This is a genomic window from Pseudonocardia sp. TMWB2A (assembly GCF_017312135.1).
Genome location: NZ_QKQY01000002.1, coordinates 3,500,377 through 3,512,972, shown reverse-complemented (window position 1 = coordinate 3,512,972; position 12,596 = coordinate 3,500,377). Strand labels below are relative to the sequence as shown.

11 protein-coding genes are annotated in these 12,596 nt (G+C 74.3%); 10 read left to right on the top strand and 1 reads right to left on the bottom strand.

Annotation, left to right across the window (positions count from 1 at the left end; all coding sequences use genetic code 11):
* Positions 1–52: 52 nt before the first annotated feature.
* The 4 genes from DMP17_RS31000 to DMP17_RS30985 are packed head-to-tail and all read left to right on the top strand — an operon-like array spanning position 53 to position 3,945.
* On the top strand, positions 53–1,243 hold the full coding sequence (locus tag DMP17_RS31000; protein ID WP_337831384.1) for a phytanoyl-CoA dioxygenase family protein: 1,191 nt from the start codon (positions 53–55) through the stop codon (positions 1,241–1,243).
* Entirely contained in the window at positions 1,240–2,022 is a 783-nt protein-coding gene (locus DMP17_RS30995; RefSeq protein WP_226356881.1) for an SDR family oxidoreductase, read from the top strand. The genes DMP17_RS31000 and DMP17_RS30995 overlap by 4 nt, the downstream gene beginning before the upstream one ends.
* A gap of 43 nt (positions 2,023–2,065) precedes the next feature.
* A complete protein-coding gene (locus tag DMP17_RS30990; RefSeq protein ID WP_226365317.1) occupies positions 2,066–3,067 on the top strand; it encodes a Gfo/Idh/MocA family protein in 1,002 nt (333 codons plus the stop codon).
* Positions 3,064–3,945 (top strand): sugar phosphate isomerase/epimerase family protein, encoded by an 882-nt coding sequence (locus DMP17_RS30985; RefSeq protein ID WP_337831383.1) that lies wholly within the window; start codon positions 3,064–3,066, stop codon positions 3,943–3,945. Before DMP17_RS30990 ends, DMP17_RS30985 begins: the two co-directional genes overlap by 4 nt.
* A gap of 29 nt (positions 3,946–3,974) precedes the next feature.
* Here the strand turns inward: DMP17_RS30985 and DMP17_RS30980 are convergent, their stop codons facing one another.
* On the bottom strand, positions 3,975–4,727 hold the full coding sequence (locus DMP17_RS30980; RefSeq protein WP_062402928.1) for a GntR family transcriptional regulator: 753 nt from the start codon (positions 4,725–4,727) through the stop codon (positions 3,975–3,977).
* A gap of 132 nt (positions 4,728–4,859) precedes the next feature.
* Between DMP17_RS30980 and iolC the strand changes: the two genes are divergently transcribed.
* From iolC to DMP17_RS30950, 6 genes are all read left to right on the top strand, one after another.
* Positions 4,860–5,831, top strand: a complete 972-nt coding sequence (iolC, locus tag DMP17_RS30975; protein WP_337831382.1) for a 5-dehydro-2-deoxygluconokinase — start codon at positions 4,860–4,862, stop codon at positions 5,829–5,831.
* On the top strand, positions 5,828–6,727 hold the full coding sequence (locus tag DMP17_RS30970) for a class I fructose-bisphosphate aldolase (protein WP_443217927.1): 900 nt from the start codon (positions 5,828–5,830) through the stop codon (positions 6,725–6,727). The genes iolC and DMP17_RS30970 overlap by 4 nt, the downstream gene beginning before the upstream one ends.
* Complete coding sequence (gene iolB, locus DMP17_RS30965; protein WP_337831381.1) at positions 6,724–7,593, top strand: 5-deoxy-glucuronate isomerase; 870 nt, start codon at positions 6,724–6,726, stop codon at positions 7,591–7,593. The genes DMP17_RS30970 and iolB overlap by 4 nt, the downstream gene beginning before the upstream one ends.
* A 1-nt stretch (position 7,594) precedes the next feature.
* Positions 7,595–9,514: a 3D-(3,5/4)-trihydroxycyclohexane-1,2-dione acylhydrolase (decyclizing) gene (gene iolD, locus DMP17_RS30960; RefSeq protein ID WP_226356876.1), complete on the top strand. Its 1,920-nt coding sequence runs from the start codon at positions 7,595–7,597 to the stop codon at positions 9,512–9,514.
* 14 nt (positions 9,515–9,528) lie between these two features.
* Positions 9,529–11,034, top strand: a complete 1,506-nt coding sequence (locus DMP17_RS30955) for a CoA-acylating methylmalonate-semialdehyde dehydrogenase (protein ID WP_337831380.1) — start codon at positions 9,529–9,531, stop codon at positions 11,032–11,034.
* 125 nt (positions 11,035–11,159) lie between these two features.
* Entirely contained in the window at positions 11,160–12,578 is a 1,419-nt protein-coding gene (locus tag DMP17_RS30950) for a sugar porter family MFS transporter (RefSeq protein ID WP_337831379.1), read from the top strand.
* The last annotated feature ends 18 nt before the right edge of the window (positions 12,579–12,596 follow it).

The following is a 12,596-nucleotide window of genomic DNA, read 5'->3' as shown; positions in this document are numbered from 1 at the left end:
AGCGCTTTAAAGCGCTGACCGGTAGCTCACCGCCGAGCCCGAGGAGAGCGGTATGACCCGCACCGTCACCCCCACCCCTGCCGCCTGGCTCGACCCGGCCGACGCCCGCGTCGAGGACCTCCGGGCCCACGTCGAGCGCCCCGCCGACCCGGCGGCGCTCCCCCGCGCCCGGCACATCGACCAGGGCGTCCCGGTCTACGACGCCGCCGCGCTCGTCGCCGAGGCCGCCACCGGCCCGGCCGGGCGTCGCGCCGTGCAGGCCGAGCTCGCCGGGGCGCTGGCCGACGGGCCGGGCATCGTCGTGCTGGCCGGGGCGTTCGCCGCCGCCGAGCTCGACCCCGTCACCGCCGAGTTCGAGGCGATCGTCGCCGAGCAGCGCGCGTCCGGCGCGACGGTCGGCGACCACTTCGCGACCGCGGGCGCCAACGACCGGATCTGGAACGCCCTGGAGAAGCTCGCGGTGCGCGCGCCCGCCGCGTTCACCGCCTACTACGCCAACCCCGCGACCGCGCTGGTCTGCGAGGCCTGGCTCGGACCCGGCTACCAGGTCACCTCCCAGGTCAACGTGGTCAACCCGGGCGGGGCCGCGCAGAGCCCGCACCGCGACTACCACCTCGGCTTCATGGACGCCGGCGGCGCCGCCCGCTACCCCGCGCACGTCCACCGCCTGTCCCCCGCGCTGACCCTGCAGGGCGCCGTCGCGCACACCGACATGCCGGTCGAGACCGGGCCGACGATGTATCTGCCCGGCTCGCAGACCTACCCGCACGGCTACCTCGTCGCCGACCGCGAGGACTTCCGCGCCTACTTCGCCGAGCACCACGTGCAGCTGCCGCTGTCCCGCGGCGACGCCGTGTTCTTCAACCCCGCGCTGCTGCACGGCGCCGGGCACAACCGCTCCGCCGACGTCCGGCGGACGGCGAACCTGCTGCAGGTCTCCTCGGCGTTCGGCCGGGCGATGGAGAGCGTCGACCGTGGCGTCGTCGCCCGCGCCGTGTTCGGCGCGCTCACCGCGATGCGGACCGCCGGGGTCGCCGACGACCTGGTCGCCAACGCCGTCGCCGCGGCCGCCGAGGGCTACGCCTTCCCCACCGACCTCGACGCCGACCCGCCGGTCGACGGGCTCGCCCCGCCCTCGCCCGCCGACGTCCTGCTGCGCGCGGTCCGCGAGGGCTGGGCCCCCGAGCGGCTCGACGACGTGCTGGCCGGGCAGGTCGCACGCCGCCGCGGGGTGGCGTCGTGAGCGGGCTGCTCGACGGCCGGGTCGTGCTCGTCGCCGGTGGCACCACCGGGGTCGGCGCCGCCTGCGCCCGGACCGCGGCGCGCGAGGGTGCCGCGGGTGTCGTGGTCACCGGCCGCCGCCCGGAGCCGGGCGAGAAGCTCGTCGCCGAGCTCGGCGAGCAGGGCGTGCGCGCACTGGCCGTGCCCGGTGACATCGCCGACCCGCACGCCTGCCGCGCCGCCGTCGACGCCACCGTCGCGGAGTTCGGGCGGGTCGACTGCCTGGTCACCGCGGCCGGGCTGACCGACCGCGGCACCCTGCTCGACACCACGCCCGAGCTGTTCGACGCCCACATCGCGGTCAACCTGCGCGGCCCGTTCTTCCTGATGCAGGCCGCCGTCGCCGACATGGTGCGCCGCGGCGCCCCGGGCACCGTCGTCGCGATCGTGTCCGAGGCCGCGCACGGCGGGGCCCCGGTGCTCGCGCCCTACGTCGCGGCGAAGGCCGGGCTGGCCGGGCTGATCCGCAACGCCGCGCACGCGCACCGCTTCGACCGGGTCCGGATCAACGGCCTGGCCATCGGCTGGACCGACACCGAGGGCGAGGACGCCACCCAGCGCCGCTTCCACGGCGCGGGCGACGACTGGCGCGAGCGCGCCGGGGCCCGGCTCCCGATGGGCCGCCTCGCCGCACCCCAGGACGCGGCCGAGGCCGTCGTCTTCCTGCTCTCGGACCGCTCCGGCGTGGTCACCGGCTCCGTCCTGGACTGGGACCAGCAGGTCGTCGGCGCCCACGACTGAGCTCCACGACCGACCCGACCACGAACCACCCGAAGGACACCTCATGAGGATCGGACTCATCGGCCTCGGCCGGATCGGCGCGTTCCACGCGCGGACCCTGTCCGGGCTGGACACCGTCGACACCCTGGTCGTCACCGACGCCCGCCCGGACGTCACCGACGCCGTCGCCGCGCAGGTCGGCGCCCGCACCGCGGGCTCGCCGGAGGAGCTGCTCGCCTCCGGCGTCGACGGCGTCGTCATCGCCGCCGCCACCCCGGCGCACCCGGAGCTGCTGCTCGCCGCGGTCGAGGCCGGGCTGCCGGTGTTCTGCGAGAAGCCACTGGCCGGCCGGATCGACGACGCCGTCGCGCTCGCCGCCAAGCTGGCCGGGCGCGACGAGCGGGTGCAGATCGGCTACCCGCGCCGCTTCGACGCCGGCTACGCCGCCGCGCGGGCCGCCGTCGCGGGCGGCGAGCTGGGCCGGGTGCACACCGTGCGGGCCACCACCCTGGACCCCTCTCCGCCGCCCGCCGAGTACCTGCGCGTCTCGGGCGGGATCTTCCGCGACTGCTCGGTGCACGACTTCGACGCGATCCGCTGGGTTACCGGCCGCGAGGTCGTCGAGGTCCACGCCGTCGGCGACACGCACGGCGACCCGGTGTTCGCCGAGATCGGCGACGTCTCGACCTCCCAGGCGATCCTGACCCTCGACGACGGCAGCCACGCCGTCGTCTCGAACTCCCGCTACAACCCGCGCGGCTACGACGTGCGCCTGGAGCTGCACGGCGACGCCGACTCGGTCGCCGTCGGCCTCGACGCCGGGCTGCCGCTGCGCTCGGTCGAGCCGGGGGTCACCTTCCCCGGCGGCACCCCGTACGCGTTCTTCATGGACCGGCTCGCCCCCGCCTTCCGCGCGGAGCTGACCGCGTTCACCGGGCTGGTCGCCGGGACCACGCACTCGCCGTGCACCGTCGCCGACGCCATGGCCGCGGGCTGGATCGCCGAGGCCGCCACCGCATCGCTGCAGTCCGGGCGCACCGTGCGCCTCGAGGAGGTCGTCCGATGAACGCTCCCACCGGTCCCCGGATCGCCGGCGCCCCCATCTCCTGGGGCGTCTGCGAGGTCCCGGGCTGGGGCTTCCAGCTCGACCCGGACCGCGTGCTCACCGAGATGCGCGAGGTCGGGCTGTCGGCCACCGAGTTCGGCCCGGACGGCTTCCTGCCCGACGCGCCCGCCGCCAAGGCCGCGACGCTGGAGGCCCACGGCCTGTCCGCCGTCGGCGGGTTCACCCCGACCCTGCTGCACGTGCCCGGGCACGACCCGCTGCCCGGCGTCGAGGCGCTGCTCGCCGGCTACGACGCCGCGCACGCCGGCACCCTGGTGCTGTCCGCCGACTCCGGCGGCACCGGCTACGACTCGCGCCCCGAGCTCGACGGCGCGGGCTGGGCGCTGCTGCTGTCGCACCTGGACCGGATCGCGGAGTACGCCGCGACCCGCGGCGTCGTCGCCGTGCTGCACCCGCACGTCGGGACGATGGTCGAGACCGGCGACGACGTCGCGCGCGTCCTGGAGGGCTCGTCGATCGCGCTGTGCCTGGACACCGGGCACCTGCTCATCGGCGGCACCGACCCCGCCGCGCTGACCCGCCAGGCTCCCGAGCGGGTCGCGCACACCCACCTCAAGGACGTCGACCTCGGCCTCGCCCGCCAGGTGCAGGACGGCCGCCTGACCTACACCGAGGCCGTGGGTGCGGGCATGTACCGCCCGCTCGGCGAGGGCGACGTCGACCTCGAGGGCGTGCTCACCACCCTCGACGCCCACGGCTACGACGGCTGGCACGTCCTGGAGCAGGACACGATCCTGCACGGCCCGCCCACCGGCGTCGGCCCGGCGGGCGACGTGCACACCAGCGTGCAGAACCTGCGCAAGGCCCTCGGCCGCTGAGACCGGCCGGGGCACCGCACGGTCCGTGCTCAGACCACCAGGGAGGTCTGCACGGTGTAGCGGTCGGAGCGGTACAGGTGCCGCCCGACCTCGACCAGGGCGCCGGCGTCGTCGTAGACGATCAGCTCGGCGGTGACGCACGCCAGCGGGCGGGGCTGCTCCAGCAGTCCCGCCTCCTCGGCGTCGGCGAGGCGCGCCCCGATCGTCTGGTGCGCGATCGCGATCTGGGCCCCCTGCTCGCGGAGCAGGTCGTAGAGGCTGCGCCCCGCCAGGGCGACGTCGTCGAGCTCGAAGCGGGCCGGCACGTAGTTGGTCATGATCGCCAGCGGCTCGCCGTCGGCCCAGCGCAGCCGGCGGACGACGTGCAGCGGCGCGTCCGGCGCCATGACGTCGCCGAGGTCGATGCCGGCCGCGGTCGGTGTGGTCGTGTCGTGCGACAGCAGCCGGGTGTCGGGCTCGCGCCCACCCGAGGCGAGGTCGCTGTAGAGGCTGGTCAGCCGGGCGTCGCGGTGGATGGCCGGGCGCACCACCTGGGTGCCGAGACCGCGGCGGCGCACCAGCAGCCCCTTGCGGACGAGCTCCTGGATCGCCTGGCGCGCGGTCGGCCGGGCCAGCCCGAGGCGCTCGGTGAGCGACAGCTCGTTCTCCAGCCGGTCCCCGGGGCGCAGGTCGCCGTTGTCGATCGCGGCCTCGATGGCCTGCGAGAGCTGGTGGTAGAGCGGCACCGGACTCGTCCGGTCGAGGCGGACGTCGACCTGGACGGCGTCGGAGCGGGTGGCCATGTCCACCACTCTACCGGCCCAGGTCCGGTTGTCCTTATGTCTGTACAAACTGTTGACCGCGGCGGGCACGCGGCCTACCGTTCTCCTCGTCGCCCGTTCCGTCGCACCGCCCACGAGAGGTCACCGAGGACCATGAACGCCCCCGCTGAGATCCTCACCTTCGGCCGCGCCGGGGTGGACATCTATCCGCTGCAGGTCGGTGTCGGCCTGGAGGACGTCACCTCGTTCGGGAAGTTCCTCGGCGGCACCACCGCCAACGTCGCGGTGGCCGCGGCCCGGCTCGGGCGGCGTGCCGCGATCGTCACCGGGGTCGGTGACGACCCGTTCGGTCGCTACGTGCGCCGCGAGCTGAACCGGCTGGGCGTGGACGACCGGCACGTCGTGACGAACTCCGAGTTCCCGACGCCGGTGACGTTCTGCGAGATCTTCCCGCCGGACGACTTCCCGCTGTACTTCTACCGCAGGCCCTCCGCCCCGGACCTGCAGGTCTCCCCCGCCGACCTCGACCGGGACGCGATCGCCGCCGCCGGGCTGTTCTGGCTCAGCGTGTCCGGGCTGTCCGAGGAGCCCTCGCGCTCGGCGCACCACGAGGCGCTCGCCGCCCGGGCCGCGGGCAGCGGGCCGACGGTGCTCGACCTGGACTACCGGCCGATGTTCTGGGACTCCCCCGCCGCCGCGACCGAGCAGGTGCAGAAGATCCTCGGCCAGGTCACCGTGGCCGTCGGCAACCGCGAGGAGTGCGAGGTCGCGGTCGGCGAGACCGACCCGGAGCGGGCGGCCGACGCGCTGCTCGACGCGGGCGTCGGGCTGGCGGTCGTCAAGCAGGGCGCGGAGGGGGTGCTCGCGAAGTCGCGCACCGAGCGCGTCGTGAGCCCGCCGATCCCGATCACCCCCTACAACGGCCTCGGTGCCGGCGACAGCTTCGGCGGCTCGCTCGCGCACGGCCTGCTCGCCGGTTGGCCGCTGGAGACGGTGCTGGCCCGGGCGAACGCGGCGGGCGCGATCGTCGCGTCCCGCCTGGAGTGCTCCACCGCCATGCCCACCGCCGCGGAGATCGACGTCCTGCTCGCCGGCGGCGACCCGAACCAGAAGGAGGCGTCGTGAGCTTCGCGCGCGACTACGACGAGGTCCGCGAGATCAGGGCCTCGGCGCCCGAGCGCATCCCCGCCCTGCTGGCCGCACGACGGCGCCGTCCGTTCGTCCCCGCCGACGGCCGGCTGATGATCGTCGCCGCCGACCACCCCGCCCGCGGCGCGCTGGCCGCCCGCGGCCGCGCGGACGCGATGGCGAGCCGCCCGGAGCTGCTCGACCGGCTGCGGACCGCGCTGGCCCGCCAGGGCGTCGACGGCGTGCTGGCCACCGCCGACATCCTCGAGGACCTCCTGCTGCTGGGTGCGCTGGAGGGCAAGGTCGTGGTGTCGTCGATGAACCGCGGCGGCCTGCAGGGCGCGAGCTTCGAGCTCGACGACCGGCTCACCGGCTACGACGTGCGCGGCACCGTCGACGCCGGCTTCGAGGCCATCAAGATGCTGACCCGGATCGACCTGGCCGACCCGGCCAGCGTCCGGACCCTGGAGACCTGCGCCGAGGTCGTCAGCGAGGCCAACCGGGCCGGGCTGGTCGCGATGGTGGAGCCGTTCCTGTCGCGCCGCATCGACGGCCGCGTGGTCAACGACCTGTCCCCCGAGGCCGTCATCCGCTCGGTGCACATCGCCCAGGGCCTCGGCGCGTCCAGCGCGTACACCTGGATGAAGCTGCCCGTGGTCGAGGAGATGGAGCGGGTGATGGAGTCGACGACGCTGCCCACCCTGCTCCTGGGCGGGGACCCGACCACCCGTCCCGAGGAGACCTACGCGTCCTGGAAGGCGGCCCTGGAGCTGCCGTCGGTGCGCGGGCTGATCGTCGGCCGCGCACTGCTCTACCCCGAGGACGGCGACGTGGCCGCGGCCGTCGACACCGCCGTGTCGCTGGTGCGCCCGCAGGAGGTGAGGGCGGCGTGACCGGCTACGTCCTCCCCGCAGGCAGCTCCCCCGGCGACGGCTGGGAGCTGGAGATCACCCAGGGGTCCGCGGGCTGGGAGCACTCCTCGCTGCGCATCCTCGCGCTCGCCCCGGGCGGGTCGCGGGTCGTGGGGACCGGCGGGGAGGAGATGTTCCTCGTGCCGCTGTCCGGCTCGGCCACGGTGACCTGCGACGGCACCACCCACGAGCTCACCGGCCGGTCCGGGGTGTTCGAGGGCCCGACCGACTTCGCCTACCTCCCGGTGCGCTCGTCGGTCACCGTCGCCTCCGCGGCCGGTGGCCGGTTCGCCCTCTGCGGCGCCCGCACCGAGGTCGCGCTGCCGTTCCGGTACGGCCCCCGCGAGGACGTGCCGGTCGAGCTGCGCGGCGCCGGGCAGTCGTCGCGGCAGGTCCGCAACTTCGGCGCGGCCGGGGTGTTCGAGGCCGCGTCGGCCATCTGCGTCGAGGTCGTCACCCCGGGCGGCAACTGGTCGAGCTACCCCGCGCACAAGCACGACGAGACGACCGCTCACGAGTGCGAGCTCGAGGAGATCTACTACTTCGAGGTCGCCCCCGGTCCGGCCGGGCAGCCCGGCCTCGGGTTCCACCGCACGTCCAGCTCCCCCGGGCACGACATCGACATCACCGTCGAGGTCCACGACCGCGACACCGTGCTCATCCCCTGGGGCTGGCACGGGCCGTGCGCCGCGGCACCCGGGCACGACATGTACTACCTCAACGTGATGGCCGGCCCCGGCGAGGAACGCGCCTGGAGGATCACCGACCACCCCGACCAGGCCTGGGTCCGCGACACGTGGGCGGACCAGGCCGTCGATCCCCGTCTCACCGGACACGGAGGCCACTGACATGAGCGCTGCGACCGGCGGCACCGTCCGGCTGACCGTCGCCCAGGCGACCGTGCGGTTCCTGGGCGCGCAGTACAGCGAGCGCGACGGCGTGCGGCAGAAGCTGTTCGAGGGCTGCTTCGGCATCTTCGGCCACGGCAACGTCGCCGGGCTGGGCCAGGCGCTGCTGCAGGCCGAGCTGACCGAGCCGGACCTGCTGCCCTACGTGCTGGGCCGCAACGAGCAGGCGATGGTGCACACCGCCGTCGCCTACGCCCGGGCGAGCGACCGGCTGAGGACGTGGGCGGTGTCCTCGTCCGTCGGGCCGGGCGCGACCAACATGGTCACCGGCGCCGCGCTCGCCACGATCAACCGGCTGCCGGTGCTGCTGCTGCCCGCCGACACCTTCGCCGACCGCGCGGCGTCGCCGCTGCTGCAGGAGCTGGAACGCCCCGACGCCGGCGACGTCACCGTCAACGACGCGTTCCGGCCCGTCTCGGCCTACTTCGACCGGGTCTGGCGCCCGGAGCAGCTGCCCGCCGCGCTGCTGTCGGCGATGCGGGTGCTCACCGACCCGGCCGCGACCGGCGCGGTCACCGTCTGCCTCCCGCAGGACGTGCAGGCCCAGGCGCACGACTGGCCGGTGGAGCTGTTCGCCGAGCGCACCTGGCACGTGGCCCGCCCGCGGCCGGAGACCTGGGCCGTGGAGCGCGCCGCGGAGCTGATCCGCTCGGCGCAGCGGCCGGTCGTCGTCGCCGGGGGCGGGGTGCACTACAGCGGCGCCACCGCGGCGCTGGCCGCGTTCTGCGCGGCCACCGGGATCCCGGTCGGGCAGAGCCAGGCCGGCAAGGGCACGCTGGTCTGGGACCACCCGCAGTGCCTCGGCGCGATCGGGTCGACCGGCACCACCGCGGCCAACGCGATCGCCCGCGACGCCGACCTGGTCATCGGCGTCGGGACCCGGTACTCGGACTTCACCACCGCGAGCCGCACCGCCTTCGCGCACCCCGACGTCCGGTTCGTCAACGTCAACGTGGCACCGATCGACGCCGTCAAGCACTCCGGGGTGTCGGTCGTCGCCGACGCCCGGGAGACCCTCACCGAGCTGACCGCCCTGCTGGCCGGCCACCGCGTCGACGAGGACTACGTCGCGGAGTACACCCGGCTCGACGCCGCGTGGACCGCGACCGTCGACGCCGCCTACCACCCGGCGGTCCCGGCGGCCGGCGCCGGCGGCCTGCTGACCCAGGGCGAGGTCATCGGGATGGTCAACGACCTGTCCGACCCGCGCGACGTCGTGGTGTGCGCGGCCGGGTCGATGCCCGGTGACCTGCACAAGCTGTGGCAGACCCGGGACGCCAAGGGCTACCACGTCGAGTACGGCTACTCCTGCATGGGCTACGAGGTCGCCGGCGGGCTCGGCGTGCGGCTGGCCTGCCCGGACCGGGACGTGTTCGTCCTGGTCGGCGACGGCTCCTACCTGATGATGGCGACCGAGCTGGCCACCGCCGTCCAGGAGGGCATCAAGATCATCACCGTGTTGGTGCAGAACCACGGGTTCGCCTCGATCGGCGCGCTGTCGGAGTCGCTGGGCTCCCAGCGGTTCGGCACCCGCTACCGCTACCGCTCGGCGCGGTCGGGCCGGCTCGACGGCGACGTCCTGCCGCTGGACCTCGCGGCGAACGCGGAGAGCTTCGGCCTGCGCGTGCTGCGGGTCGCCACCCCCGGCGAGTTCGCCGACGCGGTCAAGACCGCCAAGGCCGCCGAGGACTCCACCGTGATCCACGTCGAGACCGACCCGCTCGTCGGAGCGCCGGACTCGCGGTCCTGGTGGGATGTCCCGGTGTCGGAGGTGAGCGGGCTCGACTCCACCCGGGCCGCCCGCACCGTCTACGACGAGCACAAGGCGACGCAGCGCCCGTTCCTGCGCCCGAGCAGCTGAGGAAGAAGAGGACCATGACGAGCACGCTGCAGAAGACGCTCCACCACTGGGTCGCGGGAGCGCGGGTCGAGGGCACCTCCGGGCGGACGTCCGAGGTCACCGACCCGGCCACCGGCGAGGTCACCGCGCACCTGCCCCTCGCGAGCGCCGACGAGGCCGCCGCGGTGATCGCCGCCGCGAAGGCCGCGTTCCCGGCCTGGCGCGACACCTCGCTCACCAAGCGCACCCAGATCCTGTTCCGCTTCCGCGAGCTGCTCGACGCCCGCGCCCCGGAGCTGGCCGCGCTGATCACCGCCGAGCACGGCAAGGTGCTCTCCGACGCCGCGGGCGAGGTCGCGCGCGGCCAGGAGGTCGTCGAGTTCGCCTGCGGGATGCCGCACCTGCTCAAGGGCTCGGCGACCGAGAACGCCTCCACCGGCGTCGACGTGCACTCGGTGCGCCAGCCGCTGGGCGTCGTCGGGATCATCAGCCCGTTCAACTTCCCGGCGATGGTCCCGATGTGGTTCTTCCCGGTCGCGATCGCCACCGGCAACACCGTGGTGCTCAAGCCCTCGGAGAAGGTCCCCTCCGCCGCGCTCTGGATCGCCGAGCTGTGGTCCGAGGCCGGCCTGCCCGACGGCGTGTTCAACGTGCTCAACGGCGACAAGACCGCCGTCGACGCGCTGCTGACCAGCCCGGACGTCAAGTCCGTCAGCTTCGTCGGTTCCACGCCGATCGCCCGCTACGTCTACGAGACCGGCACCGCGCACGGCAAGCGCGTCCAGGCGCTCGGCGGGGCGAAGAACCACATGGTCGTGCTGCCCGACGCCGACCTCGACCTCGCCGCGGACCAGGCGGTCAACGCCGGGTTCGGCTCCGCGGGCGAGCGCTGCATGGCCGTCTCCGCGCTCGTGGCCGTCGGCGACATCGCCGACACCCTGGTCTCCAGGATCGCCGACCGGGCCCGCGCCCTGCGCACCGGCGACGGCCGCCGCTCCTGCGACATGGGCCCGCTGGTCACCCGGGCGGCCCAGGAGCGGGTGTCGGGCTACATCGACGCCGGCGAGTCCGAGGGCGCCACCGTCGTCGTCGACGGCAGGCAGGGCGAGTTCGACGCCGACGGGTCCGGCTTCTTCGTCGGCCCCACCCTGCTCGACCACGTCGGCACCGACATGACCGTCTACACCGACGAGATCTTCGGCCCGGTGCTGTCGGTGGTGCGCGTCGAGACCTACGCGCGCGCCGTCGAGCTGATCAACGCCAACCCCTACGGCAACGGCACCGCGATCTTCACCAACGACGGCGGCGCCGCCCGCCGCTTCCAGAACGAGGTCGAGGTCGGCATGATCGGCATCAACGTGCCGGTGCCCGTGCCGATGGCCTACTACAGCTTCGGCGGCTGGAAGAACTCGCTGTTCGGCGACACCCACGCGCACGGCACCGAGGGCGTGCACTTCTTCACCCGGGGCAAGGTCGTCACCACCCGCTGGCTCGACCCGAGCCACGCCGGGCTGAACCTCGGCTTCCCGACCAACACCTGACCTCACCCGCCGGGTGGCCGCCGCGCGGCCGCCCGGCGCCGGTGCACCCGGACACCGTCCGCCGCCGTCCGTCCGGCGTCCCGACCCACCCGGATCCGGCCACGCACCCTCGATGCGGAGGACCCATGACCACGCACGGAGCGACCGGCGCCCCCGCCGGACTGCCGCCCGACACCCGGGGACCGCACTCGTCGCGGCTCGGCCTGATCACGGTCGTCGCCACCTTCGGCGGGCTGCTCTTCGGCTACGACACCGGCGTCATCAACGGCGCCCTGGAGCCGATGAGCCGCGACCTCGGGCTCACCCCGCTCACCGAGGGCTTCGTCGTCAGCATCCTGATCTTCGGGGCGGCGGTCGGCGCGATCGTCGGCGGGTCGCTGTCCGACCGGCACGGCCGGCGGCACAACATCCTGCTGCTCGCGCTGGTGTTCATGGTCGGCACCGTCGGCTGCGTCCTGGCCCCGAGCTGGCAGGTCCTCGCCGTCTTCCGGTTCGTGCTCGGCCTCGCCGTCGGCGGCGCGTCGGCCACCGTCCCGGTCTACCTCGCCGAGATCGCCCCGGTGGAGCGCCGCGGCGGGCTCGTCACCCGCAACGAGGTCATGATCGTCTCCGGCCAGTTCGCGGCGTTCGTGGTGAACGCGGCCATCTACAGCGTCTGGGGCGAGGTCGACGCGATCTGGCGGGTCATGCTGCTGGTCGCGCTGCTGCCCGCGATCGTGCTGTTCGTCGGGATGCTGCGGATGCCGGAGAGCCCGCGCTGGCTGGTCTCGCGCGGCCGCGAGGAGGAGGCGCTGGCCGTGCTGCGCCAGGTCCGTTCCGACGAGCGGGCCCGCGCCGAGATGGCCGAGGTGCACCGGCTCGCCGACGAGGAGCGCGCCTCGCGCACCGGCGGGGCCACCGACCTGGGGGTGCGCTGGATCCGTCGGCTCATCCTCATCGGCGCCGGGCTGGGGATCTTCCAGCAGGCCACCGGCATCAACTCGATCATGTACTACGGCACCCAGCTGCTGGGTGACGCCGGCTTCTCGGCGAACGCCGCCGTCGTCGCGAACACCCTCAACGGGCTGTTCTCCGTGCTGGGCGTCACCGTCGGCCTGCTGCTGATCAACCGGATCGACCGCCGCACGATGCTGCTCGGCGGGTTCGTCCTCACCACGACCTTCCACCTGCTCGTCGGGCTGTCGGCGCTGCTGCTGCCGGACGGCACCGCCAAGGCCTGGTTCATCCTGGTGTTCGTCGTGCTGTTCGTGTTCTCCATGCAGGGCACCATCGGCCCGCTGGTGTGGCTGATCCTGTCCGAGATCTTCCCGCTGAAGATCCGCAGCCTGGCCATCGGCATCAGCGTGTTCGTGCTGTGGATCGCCAACGCGCTGGTCGCGCTGCTGTTCCCGCCGATGGTCGCCGCGATCGGCATCGCCAGCTCGTTCTTCGTCTTCGTCGCCCTCGGGCTCGCCGCGCTCGTCTTCGTCTACCGGGTGGTCCCGGAGACCCGCGGACGGTCGCTGGAGCAGCTCGAGGCCGAGTTCCGTACCCGCTACGCGTGAGCCCGACAGGGAGGGAGT